General features: G+C 63.7%; 4 protein-coding genes. 2 read left to right on the top strand and 2 right to left on the bottom strand.

Features of this window, described 5'->3' with window-relative positions; genetic code table 11:
• Together RTX98_RS20385 and RTX98_RS20380 are read right to left on the bottom strand one after the other, a co-directional pair.
• On the bottom strand, positions 1 to 393 hold a 393-nt coding region (locus RTX98_RS20385), incomplete at its 3' end, for an iron chelate uptake ABC transporter family permease subunit (protein ID WP_312798715.1).
• A complete protein-coding gene (locus RTX98_RS20380; protein ID WP_312798714.1) occupies positions 390 to 1,535 on the bottom strand; it encodes an iron-siderophore ABC transporter substrate-binding protein in 1,146 nt (381 codons plus the stop codon). The genes RTX98_RS20380 and RTX98_RS20385, both read right to left, overlap by 4 nt.
• A 161-nt stretch (positions 1,536 to 1,696) precedes the next feature.
• Between RTX98_RS20380 and RTX98_RS20375 the strand changes: the two genes are divergently transcribed.
• Entirely contained in the window at positions 1,697 to 3,175 is a 1,479-nt protein-coding gene (locus RTX98_RS20375; RefSeq protein WP_312798713.1) for a sugar ABC transporter ATP-binding protein, read from the top strand.
• A gap of 37 nt (positions 3,176 to 3,212) precedes the next feature.
• A partial coding sequence (locus RTX98_RS20370) for an ABC transporter permease (RefSeq protein WP_312798712.1) occupies positions 3,213 to 3,955 on the top strand: 743 nt, incomplete at its 3' end.

The following is a 3,955-nucleotide window of genomic DNA, read 5'->3' as shown; positions in this document are numbered from 1 at the left end:
GCCGAGCGCGAAAACAAGGCCGGCCGCGATCGCTGCACCGGGGAAGGCCAGCGCTGCCACAACGCCGCTATCGGCCTGGCCGAGAAGCAGCGCGCCGAGCACCACGGAAAAAGCGGCACCGGCACCCACGCCGAGAACACCGGGATCGGCGAGGGGATTGCGCGTCAGCGCCTGCATTACCGTGCCGGCCATCCCCAGTGACGCCCCCGCGATGAGGCCGGCGATCAGGCGCGGAACGCGGATCGAGGCGAGGGTGAGATGCACGGGATTGCTGGGGTCGTAAGCGGTGAGTACGCCCCAGAACTCCGCCGGGCCAACCGTGCGCACGCCCACGCATAGCGTCAGCAACGCCGCTGCGAGTAGAAGCGCAAAAAGGCCGGCACCTGTTTTCAAGGTGCGATGCCTGCCGCAACGGATGACGGCACAGGCGTTTTGGGATCGCCGTCGAGGGCAAGCGCAATGCCGTCTTCGAGTTCGGCGAGCGCGAAGGGCAGGGACAGGATGCTGCCGAAGGAAAGGGCGGCGGCGATCGTTTCGCCGGCAAAGACTTCGCGGCCTTCGCGATGCGCTTTGAGGATCTTACGCATGGGGAGCGCGACGAGATCCGGCACCGAATTGAAGGACGACACCCAAACGAGAAGGTCGGCATCGAGCGCCGACAGGTCTTCGGGCGAAAGCGCGGCGTAGAAGTTGCCTTTGCCGAGCTGGTCGATCTGTGGCACCGGCTGGAAGCCGAGTTCGGCCAGGAACTGCCCGCGGGTGTCGTGCGAGGTAAAGCCGCCGGTTTCGCCGGCGAAATTATAGGCGGCGACGGCTGATTGGCCGGCCCAGTCGGGATGGCGCGCGCGGACATCAGCGAACTTGGCTTCGGTGGTAGCAATCAGCGCATCGGCCTGCGCATCCTTGCCCACGGCGCGCGCGAGTGTGCGCGTCAGCTCGTTCCAGGGTGTGCCGTAAACCGGCTGGTTTGGCGCCTGCATCAGGGTCGGTGCGATCTGCGAAAGTACGGAATATTCCGCCTGCGAAATGCCGGAACCGATGCCGACGATGAGGTCAGGCTGTAGGGACGCGACGGTTTCCATCGACACCTCGCCGGAGATCAGCGTGGGCTGGGCGTCGCCGAGCTTGTCCTTGGCCCAGGGCCACACGCCGAAGGGCTGATCGCCGAACCAGTAGCGGGTGGCGACCGGCACGACATCCAGCGCCAGAAGCGTGTCATGCGAGGTGTAGCCGAGCGACACGACGCGCTTGGCCGGTTCCTTCAGTACGATTTCGCCGAACACATGGGTGAAGCGGATCTCGTCTTGCGCGAAAGCGGGGCGAACAACGGCTGAGGCGGCCATGCCGCCGAGCACAGCGCGGCGCGTGACCTTCAACGGCGGTACGTCTTTCACAATCAACACCCTCGTGCAGCCACCCTTGCCTTCGCCGTGCCGAAGAAGAGTAAAGATGTCAACATTTGCCGCGCGGGGAAGCGGATCGTGGCAGGAGAAATAGCGGTGGCGCGCATCGTCGACTGCTTCCTGAATGATCATCGCAGTTGAAAAACCATGCAGCGGCACTTCGCCACCAGAGTGCCAGATTGACAAATGTCGAGTGATCTTCGAGAATTGTCGAGAGGTTAGCCGCAAGCGTGTTCTGCGGCTGGTATTGGCCGGCGTTTGCTGCATTTGTGGGCGTGGCCAAGGAGGCGAGTTTGGTGTCACTGCTGAAGGTCGAGGGATTGCGCAAATCCTTTGGTGGTGTCCACGCCCTGAAGAACGGCCAGTTCGAACTGGCGGCCGGCTCGGTCCATGCGCTTTGCGGCGGCAACGGTGCCGGCAAGTCCACCTTCCTGTCGATCCTCATGGGCATCCATCACCGCGACGGCGGCAAGATCTGGCGCAATGGCGAGCTTGTTGAATTCTCCAGCCCGGCCGAAGCGCTGGCATCCGGCATCGCCATCATCGAGCAGGAACTGAGCCCGATCCCCTTCATGACGGTGGCCGAGAACATCTATCTCGGCCGCGAACCGCTGAAGCGCTTCGGCGGCATCGATTTCCGCGCCATGAACGCAGCTGCGCAAAAGCTGCTCGACGATCTCGAATTCGATATCCGCGCCGACCAGCAGATGGCGAGCCTGTCGGTTGCCAAGATGCAGCTGGTGGAAATCGCCAAGGCGCTGTCCCATGACGCCGAAGTCATCTTCATGGACGAGCCGACTTCCGCCATCGGCGAACGCGAAGCGCAGCACCTGTTTGCGGCCATCGAAACGCTGAAGGCGCAAGGGCGCGGTATCGTTTACGTGTCGCACCGCCTTTCGGAGATTTTCCAGATCGCGGACGCCTACACCGTGTTCCGCGACGGCGCTTATGTGTCGAGCGGCAATCTCGCCGATGTGGACCGCCCCGCGCTGATCGGCATGATCGTCGGCCGCGAGCTTGGCGAAGAATACATCAAGACCAACGAGCCGACAGCCGAGATCGGCCTCGAGGTTCAGCAACTCCAAAGCCCGGCCAAGATCGCCGACATCTCGTTCCAGGTCCGCAAGGGCGAGATCTTCGGCATCTACGGCCTGATGGGCTCGGGCCGCACTGAAATCTTCGACAGCCTGTTCGGCCTCGATCCCCATTCCACCGGCCGCATCCTGCTGGATGGCACGGCGGTGAAGATCGGCCAGCCGTCGGATGCGATGGCTGAAGGCATCGCGCTCGTCACCGAAGACCGCAAGAAGACCGGCCTCAACCTCACCGACAGTGTGCGCGGGAATATCGGCCTCGCCAGCCTGCCCGAGATGAGCCCGTCCTTCGTGATGCGCCGTCGCGAGGAAGCGGCTGCGGCCAAGGCGATGATCGAGCGCTTCCACATCAAGGCCGCGCGCGACACGATGGCGGTGTCCGGCCTGTCGGGCGGCAATCAGCAGAAGGTGGTGCTCGGCAAGTGGTTTTTGCGCAATCCGCGCGTTCTCTTGCTCGATGAACCGACGCGCGGCGTCGATGTCGGCGCAAAGCGCGAAATCTACCGCATCATCTGCGATTACGCGGCGGCCGGCGGCACGGTTGTGATGATCTCGTCGGAAATTGACGAAGTGCTGGGCATGTCCGACCGCGTCATGGTGATGCGCGGCGGCCGCTCGGCCGGCATTCTGGAACGCACCGAGGCCAACGCGCAATCCCTCGTGCATCTTTCGACCTGACGACTTGCGGTCCACGCGACGCAATGGGGAACTCTTAATGTCCGATGTGAATGGTAAGCCTGCGGAAGGCCTGATGGGATCCGAACGTCGCCGTTTGCTGATCCAGGAATACGGCATCTTCATCGCCTTCCTGATCCTGGTGGTGGTTCTGTCGGTCTCGAATCCGTACTTCCTGACGGCCGGCAACATTTCCAACGTGCTGCTGCAGACCTCGATCAACGGCGTGCTGGCGATTGGCATGACCTTCGTGATCCTGACGCGCGGCATCGACCTGTCCGTCGGCTCGGTTGTGGCACTCGCCGGCATCGTCAGCGCGAGCTTCGCGACGACTTCGGCCACTGCGGCCGTATCCGGCGCGCCCTATCCGGTGTTCGTGCCGATCGCGGTTGGTCTGGCCGTGGGTGTGGCCTGCGGCGGCGTTGTGGGCGCGATCGTGTCGCGCTTTGCCGTTCCCGCCTTCGTGGCGACGCTCGGCATGCTGTCGGCCGCCCGCGGCCTGACGCTGATCTACGGCAATGGCCGCCCGGTGCCCGCACTGGTTCCGGAATTCCGTTGGATCGGCACCGGCAACATCCTCGGCATTCCGCTGCCCGTGGTGATCCTCGCGATCGTCTTCGCCGTATCCTGGTGGGTGCTCACCCGCACGCGCTTCGGCCGCTATATCTATGCCGTCGGCGGCAATCCGCATGCGGCCAAGACCTCCGGCATCAACGTCACGCGCATCCGCTTTTCCGTTTACGTGATCTCGGGCGCATTGGCTGGCTTGGCCGGCATGAACCT

The organism is Tianweitania sp. (assembly GCF_032053605.1).
Classification (GTDB): Bacteria; Pseudomonadota; Alphaproteobacteria; order Rhizobiales; family Rhizobiaceae; genus Tianweitania.
Note: the sequence above shows the minus strand (reverse complement) of the source record. Positions and strands in the feature narration are given on the sequence as shown.

Bases quoted from the DNA above. Each gene is read 5' to 3' on its own strand.
- RTX98_RS20380 (WP_312798714.1), bottom strand. From the start codon at position 1,535: ATGATCATTCAGGAAGCAGTCGACGATGCGCGCCACCGCTATTTCTCC.